10 protein-coding genes are annotated in these 17977 nt (G+C 38.8%); 1 reads left to right on the top strand and 9 read right to left on the bottom strand.

The window, feature by feature from the left end; all coding sequences use genetic code 11:
• Positions 1 to 355 precede the first annotated feature (355 nt).
• Complete coding sequence (locus MWU78_RS02510; RefSeq protein WP_246994642.1) at positions 356 to 946, top strand: RNA polymerase sigma-70 factor; 591 nt, start codon at positions 356 to 358, stop codon at positions 944 to 946.
• Positions 947 to 1153: 207 nt separating this feature from the next.
• On the opposite strand, the gene MWU78_RS02505 is transcribed toward MWU78_RS02510, so the two are convergent.
• The 9 genes from MWU78_RS02505 to MWU78_RS02465 form a co-directional block, all read right to left on the bottom strand.
• Positions 1154 to 2887, bottom strand: coding sequence for a SusD/RagB family nutrient-binding outer membrane lipoprotein (locus tag MWU78_RS02505; protein WP_246994640.1), 1734 nt, complete (start codon positions 2885 to 2887; stop codon positions 1154 to 1156).
• A gap of 11 nt (positions 2888 to 2898) precedes the next feature.
• Positions 2899 to 6267 (bottom strand): SusC/RagA family TonB-linked outer membrane protein, encoded by a 3369-nt coding sequence (locus MWU78_RS02500; RefSeq protein ID WP_246994638.1) that lies wholly within the window; start codon positions 6265 to 6267, stop codon positions 2899 to 2901.
• Between the two features lie 499 nt (positions 6268 to 6766).
• Positions 6767 to 8503, bottom strand: coding sequence for a SusD/RagB family nutrient-binding outer membrane lipoprotein (locus MWU78_RS02495; RefSeq protein WP_246994636.1), 1737 nt, complete (start codon positions 8501 to 8503; stop codon positions 6767 to 6769).
• A gap of 11 nt (positions 8504 to 8514) precedes the next feature.
• Positions 8515 to 12027 (bottom strand): SusC/RagA family TonB-linked outer membrane protein, encoded by a 3513-nt coding sequence (locus tag MWU78_RS02490; RefSeq protein ID WP_246994633.1) that lies wholly within the window; start codon positions 12025 to 12027, stop codon positions 8515 to 8517.
• Positions 12028 to 12221: 194 nt separating this feature from the next.
• On the bottom strand, positions 12222 to 13373 hold the full coding sequence (locus MWU78_RS02485; RefSeq protein ID WP_246994631.1) for a FecR domain-containing protein: 1152 nt from the start codon (positions 13371 to 13373) through the stop codon (positions 12222 to 12224).
• Between the two features lie 135 nt (positions 13374 to 13508).
• Positions 13509 to 14021 (bottom strand): heme-binding domain-containing protein, encoded by a 513-nt coding sequence (locus tag MWU78_RS02480; RefSeq protein WP_246994629.1) that lies wholly within the window; start codon positions 14019 to 14021, stop codon positions 13509 to 13511.
• Positions 14022 to 14369: 348 nt separating this feature from the next.
• Complete coding sequence (locus MWU78_RS02475) at positions 14370 to 15743, bottom strand: GH1 family beta-glucosidase (protein WP_246994627.1); 1374 nt, start codon at positions 15741 to 15743, stop codon at positions 14370 to 14372.
• Between the two features lie 22 nt (positions 15744 to 15765).
• Entirely contained in the window at positions 15766 to 16761 is a 996-nt protein-coding gene (locus MWU78_RS02470) for a glycosyltransferase family protein (RefSeq protein WP_246994625.1), read from the bottom strand.
• A 40-nt stretch (positions 16762 to 16801) separates the two neighbouring features.
• Entirely contained in the window at positions 16802 to 17662 is an 861-nt protein-coding gene (locus MWU78_RS02465) for a UDP-2,3-diacylglucosamine diphosphatase (RefSeq protein ID WP_246994622.1), read from the bottom strand.
• Between the last annotated feature and the right edge of the window lie 315 nt (positions 17663 to 17977).

Below are 17977 nucleotides of genomic sequence, written 5' to 3'. Positions count from 1 at the left end.
CGACTTAAAAAGTGCCAAACCCACGGAGAATTCCTAGGTGTGATTTTTATGGTATAAATAAGCCTAAACGCAAACAAAACACATCCGTGAATAGGTGATATTCTTGGCCAATGATCAGTGGCGTCCTCCCACCATACACAACTCGAGTGTTCTCCAGTATATCTTGAATTTAAAAAACTAGGAAAATCCATGGTGCACTTAATAAATTTTGTTTAAAATCAAATATTAAGTATATTAACCTACCATATAAATAATATTTACCTATCAATATTGATTTATTAACAATGAGGCAACAATGAATCCCTATTTTTTAAGTTCCTTGCACCAATAATAGAGCTTGGACCATCACCCCCTAATGACCAATTCAAATAGAAATACCGTAGTTTTAGTTGAGCAACTCATGGCGGGTGAAGAGCAGGCGTTTAAACAGTTGATGGAAGGCTACCACAAAAAAGTTTTGATCTACGCCTATAGCCTTACCAATGATTATCCTCAAGCCCAAGATATTGTTCAAAATGTCTTTTTGAGGATATGGGAGCGAAGACGAAATATAAATATCAGAGAATCATTTCAAGGGCTTTTGTACAAATCGGTTTACAACGAATATATTGATGATTATAGAAAAAATAAATCCTCAAAAATTCTAGATGAAGCCTATCGGCATGCCTTGAATCTTGCCGTAGAGGATACCAGCAAACAATTAGTGGAAGATAAGATTTCGGTAATAAAAAGAGAGGTAGCACAATTACCACCCAAATGCAAGGAAATTTTTTTATTGAGCAAGCAAGATGGCCTGACCAATACCGAAATAGCGACCTATTTAAATATTTCCATTAAAACCGTGGAATACCAAATAGCTCATGCCTACAGCACTATTAGAAAAAAAACTGAAGTGAAAATAAAGAAATTGGTCCTAGTTCTCTTTTCAATTATTAAATTTAACTAGCCCATGTGCAATTCTAATTCTTCTACACATTAGGAAATATTGTACCCTAAACTTAGGATGGATCCGACCAAGATTAATTAAATAACCCAATAGTCTTCAACAACAACAACAACAACAACAACAACAAGCATATTTCACAAAAAAACCAGACCTGCAGGCGAAGGGCATACAGGTCTGGAAAATTATCATTAACGACTTGGCTTTAGATTATTGCAGTAGCCACATTAGCGACCATTGATTATTCACAGCAGGTTGCAATCTGCCAGTAGCTTGGGTTAAATTATCTTCATTAAAGGGATCCGACAAGATTTGCCTTTTAGGTATATCTTGACCTTGTGCACCTTCAATAACATTCTTTTCCAATTCCGGTAAGCCTGTCCTTCTCCAGTCAAACCAAGCTTCAGCTGTCAACCAGCCTGCAATCCACTTTTGATGCATAATAGGAACCATTTTATCTGTTGCATTGGTGTAAATTGCTTGGGCATTGGCCATATAATCGTCCTTATTAAACGCGACTAGAGAATTGCTACCTTCATCATATACCGCCGAGCTGGCACCGTCAGCAATTTGCCAACGATCAAAAGATTTTTCAATTCCATTAAGGTAGTAATCCATTGGGTTACCACCAATCCAACCTCGTTCACTTGCTTCCGCCAAAATAAATTGGGTTTCGGCGCTACTCATAAACATAGTAGCCGACAGTTCATTCGCATTTTCGGAATATATATTGGTCAGATAAGAGATATGTGGATTGGATGAATCTCCCAAATAAATATCTGGATCCAGCGCTGTAATACCGGAACGAACATCGGTAACCGTATTTCCCATGTTATAATCATTGGGTGCACTTAGCGCAACCCCAAGTCCAACGAACAACGAAGTATTAACATCATTGGTCAAATCTGAATCGGCATTTCTAGCAGCAATATCCACCGTAGTGTTTCGCCTTACCCTACCATCAACAAACTCCACGCCATCAGCAACACCAGGAAAAATTTGAACATCAACCGGTCTTATCCACGTAGTCAATCTTGGATCATTTAATTCAACAAGATCTTTTACAATAGTAGCAGAAGGTTTTCTTCTATAGAATTCCGATCTAAAAGTATACGAAAGTGGTCCCCCAGGAAAGCTGTTGTCAGAAGCAGAACCTATCCATTTTACCGCAGCATTATCACTAATATCAGTCATAATAGGGTTTTCAGTAGGGTTGTTGACTATAGAAGCTATCTCCGCCGAAGGGTCCAAGCCTGTAATTGTTTTTTCTGATAAACGCATACAATATCTCAAGCGCAATGAATTGGCAAATTTTCGCCACTTTTGACCGTCACCTTGAAAAACCACGTCTGCATTGGACGCAATACCGATGGTACCAACACCTTTTAGCATATCATTTGCTGTTGAAAGGTCTGATAATATGCCCAAGAAAACATCTTCTTGCGCATCGTATTTTGGCACAAAAGCATCGCCTCTATCCTCACCTTTTATGGCTTCTGAGTACGGGATATCACCAAATGTTGAAGTCAAAAAACCATATGTATATGACTTCATAATAAGGGATACCGCCTGGTAATACTTTTTTTCATCACCTTCCTTCTCGGTTTCCGCACGGTCATAAATATATTGACTATTGGTTAAGATTGGGAAGAAACTATTAAAATTTTTGGTATCCCAAACAAAATAGAAACTATAGAAGTCAACATTATCACGTTGAAGGTATTGGCTACCAGCACTTACCTCTCTTGCTTTATAATTGGTGTCAACATCATTTTTAGCTGTAGAGGTTAGTACATTCGTCAGAACAAATCTAATATCTATCTTATTCTCCGGAAGGGTATTGGAGCTAATATTGGTCTCGTCCAGCGAATCACTACAAGAGCACACCGCAAGCATACTCATTGAGAGAATGGACCATCTTAAAGTTTTATATATCTTTTTCATTTTTTATCTATTTAAAATGTCAAATTAATTGTAAATCCTACGGGAGCAACCCATGGGAGGGCGTTCCATTTTTCTTTTCCTATGTCGTATGAACCGTCATTTTGATAATAGGCAAGTTCAGGATCTATGCCGATATCAGCTGCATTCCATATCATAATATTCTTTGTAAAAACAGAGAATGAAACCCTTTGAGCCGAAATTTTTGAGGCAAATTTTTGGGGCAGATCATAGGTAAGCGTAATATTTCTTAACTTAACAAAAGAGAGATCATACATAAAGGAAGATCCCACATCCCATAATCCACCACCTGGTTCCACGACTTTATAAGCATCGAACAACACGGTTCCAGGACCACCAAAATTCTCGGTATAAGTACCATCGCCATTATCCACTACCCCAGGCCAAAAAGAACCATTGTCAAATCCGTTATAAGGAAAACCACCAGTTTGAGCATCTCTTCCCCCTACCCAAACATTATCAGCTTGGTATTTGGTAGGATTGGATTTAATTTCATTTGCAAGAGCAGTTCCATCACCGTTAAAAGAATTGGAACCCAAAATTCCGCTAAAAGTACCGGCATCACCTTGCCATTTATCAACCCAACCAGAACGTGCTGTTCTCTTCATGGTTTCGGAGTAGAAATTACCCCCTTGTCGCCAATCAAGATTAGCTGACAATGTAAAATTCTTGTACTTTACAGAAGTGTTCAATCCCATGGTAAAGTCATTCGTGCTCTTGCCTACCTTGGGTTTAAGTGCGTTGTCTTTTTGAAATGTTAAGCCCCCATTATTATTGAGTATAGGCCAGCCCTCGTATTCGCCAGATTCAACTCTTAACACGCTGGTTGAATAAAGGTCGCCAATAACACCGCCAACAAAGGTCTGTTGTGTTAAGCTTCCCGCGTTACCTACACCAATTCTATCAATACCTTCTACTAATTCTACTAATCTACTTTCCTGTTTGGTAAAGTTGACCCCTAAGTTCCATTCCAAATTCGCTGTTCGCACTGGCACTGTATTCAAAGCTAATTCTATGCCTGTGTTTTCAACGTTGCCCGCATTAATTGTTGCACTGCTGAAACCAGACATAGGCGATGTTGTTACCCCAATAATTTGGTTCCTATTTTGTGCCTTATACCAAGTTCCTTCAAAGACAATCCGGTTATTAAAGAAACCTAAGTCGGCCCCAACTTCATAAGAAGTCGCTATTTCTGGCTTAAGCGCAGTGTTAGGCAAACTCGCTGGCACGGAGTATTGAATATCGTTACCCCAAAAAGTTTGGTTCAATACTGGATTTATTGAATACGGATCAGTATCCTTTCCAACTTCGGCCCAACCTGTTCTAAATTTGACCAAGGATACCCAACTCGGCATCTGAGTCATTTCTGAAATTAACATACTTAGCGAGGCAGACGGATAGAAATAAGATCTATTTTCTTTTGGTAGTGTACTCGACCAATCATTACGTGCCGTTAAATCTAGGTAAACCATTTCCTTAAAACTTAAGGATGCCAATCCGTACAGACTGTAAATTTCCTTTTCGAATACGCCTGAGTTATAACCCAGCCCCGGCCTGGCAACATTGGACAGGGTATATAAGCCCGGTAATGTAAGAACATCGCCACCTCCATAAAGGCTTGTATTTCTGCTATTCAAATAGTTTCCACCAACAGAAGGGTTAATTCTAAAGTCACCTACTTTTTTATCGTAAGAGAATAAGAAATCCACATTGGCCTCTCTTTCATCGAGCTTCGTTTGTTCGTATGCCCCAAATGGTTTTACGGCAGAACTACCAAATCCGTCATAAGACCAAGGATAAATTGACTCAATCTTCTCATTATTGGCACTATAAGATACCCGGCCCATAGCTGTTAAACCAGGCAAAAGATCAATATCCAATCGCACATTTCCAAAGCCACGGATCTGATCTAAGGTTCTGTCTCTTTCATAGGCAGAGAACCATGGATTATTAGGAAGAGCTCCAGCTCTTCTTTGTTGTGAACCCTCCACTTCCCAATAATCTTTAAGGTCATTAATATTCACATGCGGTGGGTTGGCGAAAATATCCATATATATATCATCACTTCCGTTGTTCGTTAATGGTAAATTATCTGATGTAGGTTTAGAAATAGTAATATTGGTAGTGAGTTTTACCTTGTCGGTTATCTTATAGCTAGTCGCCAACGAAAACCCAAGTCTTTTCAACTCCATTCCGGGGGTAATTCCGTCACTTTTCATATGGTTAATGGAAAAATTAAAACTACCACGGTCATAATTTCCACTTATACTGGCATCTGTCTGGGTAGAGAGCCCTGTTTGAAAGAAATCTTGTAAACTATTATCATACATTACTAAAGGTTGGGGTTGCCCATTGGTATTCCATTGCACAGCCTCAACACCTGCTCTTGCACCATACCAATACTGCCAGGATGATTCGTTAAACTGACCCTTTTGACCCGTAGTAAAGGTATTTTGTAAATCAAAATAATTATAGGGTACACTAAGAGTAGTACTCTGTGTGAATGAAACTCCGATTCCTTTTTTACCGCTCTCGCCAGAATTAGTAGTAATAAGGATTACACCGTTACCAGCTCTTGACCCATACAGAGCAGCAGCGCTCGCTCCTTTTAGAACCGAAATACTGGCAATATCCAAAGAGCTTATATCGCGCATCGCATCCGTATTACCCACAGGTGAGCCATCAATAACAAGCAGAGGCTCGTTGTTGCTGGTCAAAGAGGTCTGACCTCTAATAATCACATTCATTTTAGCATTAATGTCACCCCCCATTTCGTTTATTTGCACGCCCGACATTTTACCGGAAAGTCCGCTCAATACATTTGTATTGGGCTGCTGATTTAAAGCTTCAGCTTCTACTACAGCTACAGCATAGCCCAAAGCCTTTTTTTCCCGTTTCATACCAAGGGCGGTAACCACGACCTCGTCCATTTTTTCTGCGGCGTAATCGAGTAACACCTCCAAAGAAGTTTGATTACCCACTTCTACCTCCTTGGTTTCCATACCAATGTAGGAAACAACAAGAACGGCCTGTGCATTAGGAACAGCAATAGTAAAGTTTCCGTCAAAATCGGATACCACCCCTTTGGAGGTTCCTTTTAAAACAATGTTTGCTCCTGGCAACACCTCTCCGTCAACATCTTTTACAGTTCCAGATATTTCAATTTGTTGCGCAGCAATTTCTAAGGCACCTAATTCGTTGCTAATCATATCAGGTCCAAAAAGTATGGATTCGCTATTTTCATACACGTGTGCACTGATATTGAAAAGAGCACCGTAGAATAGCAAGATGGTTAGCTTAATTTTTAAATTGTTTTTAGAAGGGCAAGACCGCCTACTCCTAACATTAAGTTGGTTTTTCATAATTTAGTGTGGATTATTTGATGGGTATTTAATTGCTCTTAATCGGAAAGTGTTCGCGCATTTTCCGATTATCATAATATGTTGATTTTCAGTTTATTTCCTCCATATGTTTTATAGTTTACAGGTTGGTTTTAATATTATTTTATGCAATCGGATTTTCAGTATCAGCTTAGATTTTGACTCCAGAATAAGTATATTATTACTCCTTCCTTCCTCTCCCAATTTCGATACAATGTTAAGTCTTTCAGAAGCAAATAGCTTTAACGATTAAGCAAATTAACATTAACTTATTGTTAAATACGGCCCAATCCAAAACAAAATCGCTTTATCGATTAAGCAATAATAACAATTAATTTTTACTTTTTTAAAAATTTTACTCATAAATAATTACGGGCTCTTCAAAAAACAGCATATTTAGGCCAAAAACCCCCTAAAACAATCCAGGCTTGGATGCAATTTGCAACCAAGCCTGGGTAAAATATTGTTCAATAAGTCTATACTATTGCAGTAACCACATTTTAGACCACTGATCGTTTTCAGCAGGCTGTAGTTTACTAATGGCTTGCAACATATTCTCTTCGTTAAAGGGGTCATCGTAATAAAACCTAACTGGTATCTCTTGTCCCTTTGTTCCTGCTATAATGTTGACATTCAAATTTGGAAGTCCTGTTCTACGCCAATCGAACCACGATTCTGGAGTAAGCCATTGAGAGATCCATTTTTGGTGCATTATAGGCTCCATTTTATCTGTGGCATCATTAAAGATCTGTTGCGCCTGTGCCATATACACCCCTTGATCAAAAGGAATCAGGGTGTTGTTGGCTTTGTCATACACCGCAGATTGATCTCCGTCTGAAATTCCATACTGCCCCATTGACAATAGAATGCCACTATTGTAATAATCCAATGCGCTATTGGATATCCACCCTCGGACACTTGCCTCAGCGAGAATAAAGCTCACCTCAGCAGCATTCATTAGTACAGCCTTTACCAATGGATTGGCATCCTCTGCGTACATTTCAGTTAGATACGAAGCATGAGGGTTAGATGCCGCAGCAAGATAGACGCTTCCATCCAGAGACGCAATTTCTTCATTAGCATTGATACCATCCGCAAATTTCTGAAATTGGTTGGGATCCGTTAAGGCAACCGGCAAACCAACAAAAAGGGAGGTATTCAAATCATTCTCCTTGTTTTCATCATTATTTATTGCGTTAATATCTTCAGTGGTATATCGTTTTAACACACCATCTTCCTGTACAATTTCATCGGTAGCTCCCTCAAAAATTTGAACATCTACAGGTCGCACCCAGGACGTTAGTCTTGGATCTCCCAGGGCGGTCAAATCATCAACAATAGTAGCTGATGGTTTTCTACGATAAAATTCGGAGCGGTTACTACTTCTTAAGGGGCCTCCATACCAACTATTGTCGCTATTGGTACCCACAAATGCAATGGCCGCATTGTCGTCATTGTTTACTAAAATAGGATACTCAGCACTATTCCCTACTATAGCTGAAATTTCTGCAGCTGGATTAATATCGATACCTCCCTTTTCCGATAAACGCATATAATACCTCAGTCGTAAGGAATTCGCAAGTTTACGCCACTTTAATGCATCCCCTTGATATACAATGTCGGCATCTGCAACTTCTTGTATGACCCCAGCCCCCGTTAGAAGGGAATTTGCCTGTGTCAAATCGTTTATTATCCCCTTAAAAATGGTCAGTTGATCATCATATGCGGGTTTAAAAAATTCGTCCCCTCCATTTTCTGCCAGCAGGGCATTAGTATAAGGCAAATCACCAAAAAGAGACGTTAACACCCCATACCAATAAGATTTCATAATTAGTGCAACCCCCTGATAGTAATCTTTTGCCTTCCCTGTCTTTTCCTCCTCTGCCCGATCGAAGATATATTTACTATCTTTTAAAGGTTCGTAATAGCCAGCATAACTCGAAGCCTGCCAGTTAAAATTAAATCGGTCGTAACTGGTAAAGTCACGTTGCAAATATTGGGTCGTAGCAGTAATCTCTGCAGCACCCATATTCAGTTCAGAAGTCATCGTTGCAGATTGGGACAAAATACCTGTCAGCACAAATTTAATGTCTATCTCCGTATCTGGTAAACTATTGGGGCTTACATTTATCTCCTCCAAAGATTCTGAGCACGATGTAGCAAAAAGTACTACCATTGGCAGTAACATTGCAATTATATTATTCTTTATTCTAGTCATCTTTATATTTTTTAGAAACTTATGTTTAGTCTAAGGCCAACTGGGGCGGTCCAAGGGGCCACATTCCATTCTTCAAACCCTTGAGCTCCTTGGTCATAGGCAAGCTCAGGGTCGATTCCGATTCCTGCTTTGGTCCAAAGCATGATGTTTTTAGCGTAAACGGAAATGGCCACATTATCTGCGGCAATAAATTTAGCTACTTGAGCAGGCAATGCATAGGTCATGGTAATGTCCCTTAACTTAACAAAGGATGCGTCGTACAAAAATGCATAACCAGTTCTCCAATAACTACCGCTAGACTCTACCACTCTATAGGCGTCAAATAATTTTGTGCCGGCATCCCCAAAATTTTCGGTATAAGTACCGTCGCCATTGTCTATTACCCCCGGAAAGAAAGCTCCGTTGTAATTTCCGTTAAATTCAAATCCACCCAATTCTTCATTTCTTCCTCCAACCCATACATCATTGTCTCTATAAATAGGATTTGATTTGATTTCATTCGCCAATGCGGCACCATCCGCAAAAGAATTAGCATCTAAGATTCCTGAATAGGTACTTGAACTGATTCCATTTTGCCAGTCCTCGATTTTACCGGAACGTGCCATTCTCTTCATAGATTCCGAGTAGAAATCCCCTCCTTGCCTCCAGTCGAAACTAGCGGATAAAGTAAGGTTTTTATACCTAATGGAAGTGTTCATCCCAACAGCAAAATCGTTGTTAAAATTCCCCATCTTAACTTGGTTTTCCCGCGCTCTATCAACTTCCCATCTACCATTGGAATCCAGTATATTCCATCCCGCATACTCACCTTCCTCTACTTTCTTTATATAAGGAGAGTACATGTCTCCTATGATTCCTCCTACCCTGGTAAAAGCACCACCATCTGTTCCTCCACCAAAATCCACTCGGTCAATACCATCGACCAATTCTACAAGTTTACTTTCCTGTGTGGTGAAATTAAAGTTCATGTTCCATTCAAGATCTTCAGTTCTAATAGGAACCATATTCAATCCAAATTCAAACCCATAATTTTCCACATTCCCTGCATTAATGGTGGTACTGGTATACCCCGTAAGTGGAGAGACATTCACATTTAAGATTTGGTTTTTGTTTTGAGTCTTGTAATAGGTAGCCTCCAGTCCCAATCTACCCTTAAAAAAACCTAAATCAGCACCTACTTCATAAGAAGTGGCTATCTCTGGCTTTAGCTTGGTATTTGGCATGCTGCTTGGAAGTGAATAGGTAAAATCATCGCCCCAAAATCCCTGGGTTAAAGTAGGGTGGATTAAATAAGGTTCAGTATCCTTTCCTACCTGAGCCCATCCAGAGCGTAATTTAAGTAACGAAATCCAAGATGGCATTTGGATCATTTCAGAAACCAGAACACTTCCCGAAGCGGAAGGGTAAAAGTAAGAACTGTTCTCCTTAGGAAGGGTACTGGACCAATCGTTACGTGCTGTTAAATCCAAGAAGAGCATATTTTTATAGCTCAATGTAGCCATTCCATAAACACTGTAAACCGCCTTTTTAAAAGTTCCATTACTGTATTCCAATCCTCCTCGGGTTACATTGGATAAGGTAAACAACCCTGGAAGCACCAAATTGTCACCTCCTGAACTATAGGTGTTTACTTCATTATTCAATATATTTCCACCCACAGAAGGAGATATACGGAAATCTCCAAATTTCTTATCATAGGAAAACAAAACATCTACGTTGGTTTCCTTAGAATTACTATTATCTAGGTTATACGCCCCAGTTGGTTTTGTAGTACCACCACCAAATCCTTGAAAAGACCATGGTTTTAAAGTTTCCTCTTTATTGTAATTACCACTATAAGCCACACGAGCCATAGCATTAAAATTTGAGGTGATTTCCCAGTCAAGCTTAATATTTCCAAAACCACTTAGTTTGTCAAATTTGTTTTTCCGTTCATAGGCGGAAAACCAAGGATTGTTATACCCATCAGTAACATTTCGTTGCTGTACATTAGGTGTTTCCCAATATTCCCCTTTTAGGTCATTGATATTTATATGGGGTGCGATATTGAATAAATCAAAATATTGATTATCACCACTTAGATATCTAACTGGATTATTGTCAGAATTGGGGTTAGAAATGTCGATATTGGTGGAAATGGTTACATTATCCGATATTTTATAGGCCGTATTTAGTCTGAAACCAAGCTTTTGAAGTTCGGTGCCTGGGGAGTAACCCTCTCCTTTCAAATGGGATATAGCTAATCTAAAGTTACCCTTGTCATAATTTCCACTTATACTAGCATCGTTTATTGTGGTTACCCCAGTTCTAAAGTAATCTTTCTGGGGGTCCTTATAAAACTTTAATGGCACTGCTTCACCATTGCTATTCCACTGTATTGCGGAGCCTCCCTCTTCAGGGCCGTACCAGTGTTGCCATGTAGCTTCATCAAAAATCCCTCTTTGCCCGTTGGTAAATCTATCCTGAGTTTCAAAATATTTATAAGGCGTATTTAAAGTGATGGTAGAGGAAAATGAAACCCCAATCCCTTTTTTAAGACCCTCACCAGATTTAGTAGTAACAAGGATTACCCCATTACCTGCTCTGGAACCGTAAAGAGCAGCTGCACTGGCTCCTTTTAATATGGATACACTCTGAATGTTCATGGCGCTTATATTTCCCAATACAGCAGTACTCCCAACAGGTGAACCATCTACAACAACCAAAGGCTCATCATTTCCAGACAAAGAAGTTCTACCCCTGATATACACAAAGGTTTCCGCATTTAAGTCGTTTCCAGCCCTTCTAATATCCAAACCAGATACCCTACTACTCAATCCGCCTAAGGCATTTTCTTGAGGCACCAAGTTCATTTCTTCTCCATCAACCTCTCCTACGGAATATCCCAAGGCTCTCTTTTCTCGCTTCATTCCTAAAGCGGTGACCACTACTTCATCCATTTTTTCGGCGGAAGGGTCCATAATAACATCCATATTGGTCCTATTGCCCACTACAACCTCCTTGGTCTCCATTCCTATATAAGAAAAGACAAGAACGGTTTCTGCGCCAGGAACGGCAATATTAAAATAACCGTCAAAGTCTGTAACAACACCTTTGGTAGTTCCCTTTATAACCACATTGGCCCCAGCTAAAATCATCCCATCGTTGTCCTTAACAATCCCTTGAACTTCCGATTGTATTGGAGTATCATCGATTTTAAGGGGAACACTTTTAATGTTTTTGTTCTCGTTTCTTTTTAGGATAATATGTTTGTCCAATACCTCATAGGACACTTTAGTATTGAGAAAAAGCGTATTCAATATACTCCTAACTTTTTCTTTGTTCACCTTAAGGGTAACAATCTTACTAATATCCACATCTTTTAAATTGTACAGAAATTTAAACTCTGTATGGGATTCAATCTGATTTAGCACCTTTTCAATAGAGACCTCTTTAAGATCCAGGCTTATTCGCGTGTTTTGTGCATAATTATTGGCCCTAATATTAAACAAGGCAATGAACAGCAAAAGGGTGGTTAATTTCATTTTTAAGCTTAATTCCGGAGGACATAGAAGCCTACTCCTAATTTTAAGAAGGATTTTCATATTTTTGTATTGATTATTTAGATGAGTATTTATTTGCTCATAGGTATTTAACTGGGAGATGTTCGCGCATCTTCCAGTTTTTTTTCGAACTTCATTTTTGGTTTGTTTCGTTTATTTCATGCTTCGTTCTGGTTTTAGTTTATAATTATTTTTCCATTTTCAATCGTATAGGTAAACCTATAGCTTGTCCTAAAGGAAGCGAAGATTTGCTCCATTAGCTCGTCCTTATCAAAACTGGCACTAAAATATTGTTCGCCCAGTTCCTTATTATTGTTTACAATTTTGACATTGTAGGCACGTTCCAATTTTTTAACTATATTTTTAAACTGCATACTTCTAAATACCAGTTTTCCTGCTTTCCAACTGGTGTAAAGAGAGGTATCCACTTCATCCAAAGTTATGTCACCACTGGTGTGATCATACACCCCCCTAAAACCTGGCTTCATAACAGTTGTAGTTGCCGGCTTATAAACATGGCCACTGTATAGGCCAACGGAGCCATTGACTAAAACTGTAGTAACCTGACTATCTTCAGGATAGGAGGTAAGATTGAATTCCGTACCTAGGACGCGCACTTTTAAATTGGCGATATTGACAATAAATGGATTAATACTGTCTTTTGCTATTTTGAAATAGGCCTCACCGTTCAAGACTACCTCCCTGGTCTTCCCGGGCAAAAATTTCACTGGGTACTTAATAGAAGAACCTGAATTAAGAAATACACTACTGCCATCGGACAGTACCAGTTCAAATTGTTTGCCATTTGGGATATTTAGCTGATTATGGATTAGTTTTTCCGGATCACTGCCTTCATTGTAGTTAAGAGTATTTCCTTTTTGTACTCCAACCTCATTTCCCTCAGCATCGATTATCTTTCGCGTACCATCTTCACTAATGACCTCTATGTCTCCATTGTCCAATTGTAGTGTAATCTGGTTGGGGTCTATTAGTTGCTCTACATTGACTTCATTGAATTTTTGATTAAAAAAATAACCAAATCCAAGCAGTAAAAGTAATACTGCAGCAATTTTAAGAAGAATTTTCGGGTGCAATCTGGTAATGCCGGGTTTCTCTTTCTGGATTTTACGAATCAATTCTTCCTTCATCGGTTTATCATCCACTTTATTGAGTCCCATATTGATTGCATAGTGCATGAGCACATAGTCATTGAAGCGTTCCTTGTTCAAAGGATCTTCCAGCCATTCTTCCAACTCTTGTAGTTGTTTAGCCGTGGCCGTTTTATCGAGGTATTTAAGTATACCTATTTCTATATTGGATGGAATCATGCTACGTGTTATAATAGTACGACGTAGCCTAAATGGAATACCCTAGGTGTTTTTGAAAAAATATTTTCTATAGTAGAGGTTGGCCTGCATCTGCACGCCAGGCAATAGTTGCCTTTTAATTCTTAATGAACTAATTTATTTGGATGGAGCAGCTTTTGTACGACGTTTACGGACCAAACTATCTGCAGGGTAAGTAGCCTTTAAATATGCCATTTGGGCCTTGGACCAATCCATAATTTTGTCCTGTTGACCTTGGGTAAGATTGGCTTCAGGATGAAGTCCAAAATAGGTATATGAAGGTATTGGCATTTCCTTCTCTTCCACCATTTCCACAATCTCTTCAAATTTGTGATACTGAATAGCCAAAGGTAACTTTGTGAAGTTTGAAAAATTTAAATGTTTTTTGCCATCTACCACATGATCATTTAAAAACCAGGCCACCGGCTGAACATTGGAATACCATGGATATTCTGTTTTATTGGAATGACAATCCATACAGGAGACATCCAAGATATAATTAACATCTTCAGGAACTTTATACTTAGTAGATATCCCGTAGGTATTATCATCTGAAATATTTTTATCTGGGCGGACAAATTGAATCAAAACCAATATTACGGCTAGGCCTATTAATATCTTTTTAAGCATAATAAAAAGTGTTTTTTAATGATATATACCATGAATTACTCATCCTTGTCACTCTACTAAAGTAATATATTTTTTAATTAGACTTGCTTTATGGCAAATGGTTTAATAATTAATACTAACCTAACTAATTGACTATCTTACCTTAACGCCAACAATGACCTTGTAGCCCTATTTTTACAGCAACCTAATACAGGATACGTTCTTATTTTTTGATTTGAGTTAGCAACTCCAAACCGATGTTCGCATCGGTTTTTTTATATGCAGTATTTTGATGCATGTTTTGGTGCAGGGCGATAAGCTTACCATAAAAAACAATAGCAAACTAACCGGACCTTACAGATAGCCCTATTACAAATATATCTTTTTGCAGCCCAGAAATGCACTAAACCATTTTCCTGACGATTTTACTATTCTTTGTTGATTTTTAAAATCGACATATACCAATCCGAACCTGGGGAAATATCCATCTGCCCATTCAAAATTGTCGGTAAATGTCCACACAAAATACCCATCAACTTTCAATCCTTCCCTCTTCGCTTTATGTACCTGTTTAAGATAAGCCTGTAAATAGGAAAGCCTTTCTTTATCGTACACTGTGCCCTCCTCTATTTTATCGATAAAAGCCGATCCATTTTCAGTAATAATAATTTTTTTTACCCCCGGGTAGCCATTAAATCTTTTTATCATATTGTAAATACAGGGCGGATATACCTCCCAGTCCATTACAGTAGTTCTCACTTTCCGCCGACTTGCTTTTATAATTCTGGCCTTTATGTATGGAACAAAAAAAGAGTGTCTTACTTTTTCGCGTGTATAATTTTGAATCCCAATAAAATCGAATTCGAAAACGGAACGTTTAGCATCCTCAGGCATTATATAGGGTTTAATTTGTTTCAATACTGGGATGGTCTCCCAAGGGTATCCCATCCCTAGTGAAGGCTCTATAAAAAGTCGGTTAAGCATGGCGTCTGCCTTGTCTGCTGCCCTATGATCTCGACGATTATTTCGGTACGGGGTAATTTGCGAACAGGAGAAGGTAGTACCAATATTGGCGCTTGACACCAAATTACGTAAAATCCTACCTCCTGCTGCTTGGCACAATACGGCATGGTGTACAGATGGCAAAAAATTTCTTAGTCCCTTTTTCCCCGGGGCATGAACCCCAAGAAAATAACCTGCCCCGGTAAAAACCATTGGTTCGTTTAAAACCATCCAATTTTTAACCCTATCTCCAAAATTTTTGGCACAAATTGTTACATAATCTTCAAACCATCCTAAAATATCTCGATTGGTCCAGCCTCCTTTTTCCTCAAGGGCATGTGGAAGATCCCAATGATATAATGTGACCCAAGGCGTCAGGCCACTTTTCAGGCAAAAATTGATAACATTATTATAAAATTCAATCCCCTGTGTACTTATGGTCCCAATTCCCTTTGGTAGTATCCGGGACCACGACAGTGAGAATCTAAAATGTTTAATGTTCATCTTTTTCATCAAAAGGATATCCTCCTGATATTTGTGATAAAATTCGCAAGCCTCCTTACCGTTCTGATTTTTGTAGGTATTCCCTTTTTTCGAACTAAACTCGTCCCAAATGGATGGTCCTTTGTCATGTATATCATGGGCACCCTCTATCTGGTAAGCCGCTGTAGACACGCCCCAAACGAAACTGTCCCCAAAGTCCCCTGCTTGCAAATTAAAATGGTCTGAAATGTTGGACATAGAATTACTAACTAAGGCGGATTTATCCGAGAACGACTTCCTCGAGGATCTGGCGGACAATCTGTTCCGTAATATCCGGATAATCTACCTCTGTTTTGTCATCACTTTCTATCCAATGCCTAATTTTATTCAAATGTTTATTCTTAAGGGATTTAATAACCGGAACCCCCATTTCTTTCAATGCCGCAGAGTTACATTGTTGTTCATATTGGCCTTTCATGGGGATCACCATTATTTTTTTTCCAAGGTACAGGGCTTCGGCCGGTGTTTCGAAACCGGCACCGCACAATACCCCCTTGGAACCTACCATACTCCCAACAAAAGCTTCATTGGTTATGGGTCGAATGCTAATATTCTTGCCAAAAAATTCTACTTTGTTATGCTTTGAAAATACCTCCCATTTTACATTGGGAATCTCGGAAAGGGTTTTCAGTATCCTGCCATCACTATAAGAGGGCAAATACACGGTATAATGATTTCCATCTTTAACATCTGCTTTTCTAATATCCTGTCTTATAATAGGAGTGTATACTTTATCCTCGTAAGCTTGAAAATGTAGACCGAACTGTTGGGTTGTGGGTGCATAGTTTTTTAGGATAAATTTTCCCATAAGATCATTTTTTTCCGGCTTGGGCGCCATTGGGGAAAGCACAGCAGCCTGATGGCTAAAACTTATGCACGGCTTGTTCTTTAATTTGCAGGCCCAGGCCGACACTGGTTCAAAATCATTTATGACCAAATCATAATCTTCTATTGGAATACTCCTTATCTCCTTCTGCAGTCTTGCAGCATTGGACTTGATATAGGTCCTCCATAAGTTAACATTGCCTTGTTTTCCAAAAATAAAACTAAGGCCTTTAAGCTGATATTTAATAGGGTTGGGAATGTGAATATCCGCTTGGATACCACTGACGAGGATATCCAGTTCCAACCCTCTTCTCTGTAGTGCAGGTATAACATCGCGCGCCCTACTTAAATGACCATTTCCGGTACCCTGTATGGCATATAGAACTTTCATAGCATACTTATTATTATGTAGGAAGACATAGGTAACAAAATCATTTATGCCCGCCTGCGGCCAGAATTTTGAATTCTTTCATCAAATTTTGAAAAAGCTGGTTTTTATCCAGGATTTCCGTGTGCTCCATAAGATTTTCATCATTGTTTATGACCAAAACATCATCCATATAATGGTACAATTTCCACTCCCCATTATTAAACTCCAAACTAGTTAAATTCTCGATCCAATCGCCTGAATTTAAATACATAACCGAACCCTTGGGGGTGGATATTTCTCTCATTTCGGGTTGGTGAATATGCCCACAAACCACGTAATCATATTTATTCTCAATTGCGATATCGGCCGCTATTTGTTCAAAATCATTAATAAAATTGACGGCAGATTTAACACTGTTTTTTATCTTCTTGGACATAGAAACCGGGCCTTTTCCCATTTTCTTGCTACAAAAGTTAATTGCACTATTAAGCAAAATCAACATATCATAACCTGTAGCTCCCAATTTTGCAATCCATTTGGAATGCTGCATGGTAAGATCAAAAACGTCTCCGTGAAACATCCATGCTTTCTGACCATTGACATCAAGTAGCACCTTGTTTACAACACTAAATGAGCCTAACTTAAATCCCAGGAATTTCCTCAACATTTCGTCATGATTACCAACAACATAATGCACTTGTATCCCTTCGGCAACCCATTGCATGATAATCTTTACCACCTTCATATGTGATTTTGGCCAATAGCGTTTACTAAATTGCCATATATCTATAATATCCCCATTTAGAACCACCTCTTTGGGTTTTATCGATTTTAGATACTTGACCAATTCTTTGGCCTGGCATCCGTAGGTACCCAAATGCACATCGGACAAAACCAGTAATTCCACAGGTCTTTTTTTCATAAAGTAATAATTGGTTGATTTATTATTTGAAACTTAACAGGAGAGATGAAGGACCATGATCCAGGAATTAAGAATTTGACCATCGAGATCGAAATTGAACTAAAACTAATTTTCATGCAGCGAAAATCAAAATAAATTCAAAGATTACTATTTAAGGCTGATTTTTAGCTAGATATGACTTTAAAATTAGGTTATAAGATTGTTAACAGTCTGTTCTTCCAAGGTGCGGAAAGTCTGTTTAGGCGCTGTGATATTTGAAGAAATTTCAGAATTTGATCCAAGGTAAAAAAGTTTCAATCCCTAAGGTTGCTAAAT

This window comes from Arenibacter sp. F26102 (genome assembly GCF_023015865.1).
Lineage (GTDB): Bacteria > Bacteroidota > Bacteroidia > Flavobacteriales > Flavobacteriaceae > Arenibacter.
Note: the sequence above shows the minus strand (reverse complement) of the source record. Positions and strands in the feature narration are given on the sequence as shown.

Bases quoted from the DNA above. Each gene is read 5' to 3' on its own strand.
- MWU78_RS02490 (WP_246994633.1), bottom strand. From the start codon at position 12,027: ATGAAATTAACCACCCTTTTGCTGTTCATTGCCTTGTTTAATATTAGG.
- MWU78_RS02500 (WP_246994638.1), bottom strand. From the start codon at position 6,267: ATGAAAAACCAACTTAATGTTAGGAGTAGGCGGTCTTGCCCTTCTAAA.
- MWU78_RS02475 (WP_246994627.1), bottom strand. From the start codon at position 15,743: ATGTCCAACATTTCAGACCATTTTAATTTGCAAGCAGGGGACTTTGGG.
- MWU78_RS02495 (WP_246994636.1), bottom strand. From the start codon at position 8,503: ATGACTAGAATAAAGAATAATATAATTGCAATGTTACTGCCAATGGTA.
- MWU78_RS02505 (WP_246994640.1), bottom strand. From the start codon at position 2,887: ATGAAAAAGATATATAAAACTTTAAGATGGTCCATTCTCTCAATGAGT.
- MWU78_RS02485 (WP_246994631.1), bottom strand. From the start codon at position 13,373: ATGATTCCATCCAATATAGAAATAGGTATACTTAAATACCTCGATAAA.
- MWU78_RS02510 (WP_246994642.1), top strand. From the start codon at position 356: ATGACCAATTCAAATAGAAATACCGTAGTTTTAGTTGAGCAACTCATG.
- MWU78_RS02480 (WP_246994629.1), bottom strand. From the start codon at position 14,021: ATGCTTAAAAAGATATTAATAGGCCTAGCCGTAATATTGGTTTTGATT.
- MWU78_RS02465 (WP_246994622.1), bottom strand. From the start codon at position 17,662: ATGAAAAAAAGACCTGTGGAATTACTGGTTTTGTCCGATGTGCATTTG.
- MWU78_RS02470 (WP_246994625.1), bottom strand. From the start codon at position 16,761: ATGAAAGTTCTATATGCCATACAGGGTACCGGAAATGGTCATTTAAGT.